The following is a 319-nucleotide window of genomic DNA, read 5'->3' on the forward strand; positions in this document are numbered from 1 at the left end:
CCTTTCTTCTGATATAATCGCAAGGCCTTCTCGGTGATGCTGTTGGCGGCGGCCATTTGGCCGCACGTCAAGTAATGCCGCTGTCTGGCGGTTCTCGACATAGTATCCCTCCTCAATGACCAGCAGGAATACAGCACCGTCAGACGGGTCCCCTCTGTATTCTCTCCCTTGGTATTTTACCGCATGATCAGGAAAAAACTGCGAACTTTTGGGTTGCATCTGCCCTTAGGGCAGCATCTCGGATGCGAGGTAATCGACGTTCGATCAGCGAGGGGTTACGCCGCATCGAACGTTTTCCTGAAGCCCAAAGGGGGCTTCG

General features: G+C 53.9%; 1 protein-coding gene. It reads right to left on the reverse strand.

Translation table 11 applies throughout. The features are described from left to right. Nucleotides 1-219, reverse strand: a 219-nt coding sequence (locus PZH32_RS12265; protein WP_275208530.1) for a hypothetical protein, incomplete at its 3' end; no start/stop codon positions are given. Nucleotides 220-319: the final 100 nt, after the last annotated feature.

This window comes from Adlercreutzia equolifaciens, from assembly GCF_029076695.1.
GTDB lineage: Bacteria > Actinomycetota > Coriobacteriia > Coriobacteriales > Eggerthellaceae > Adlercreutzia > Adlercreutzia equolifaciens_A.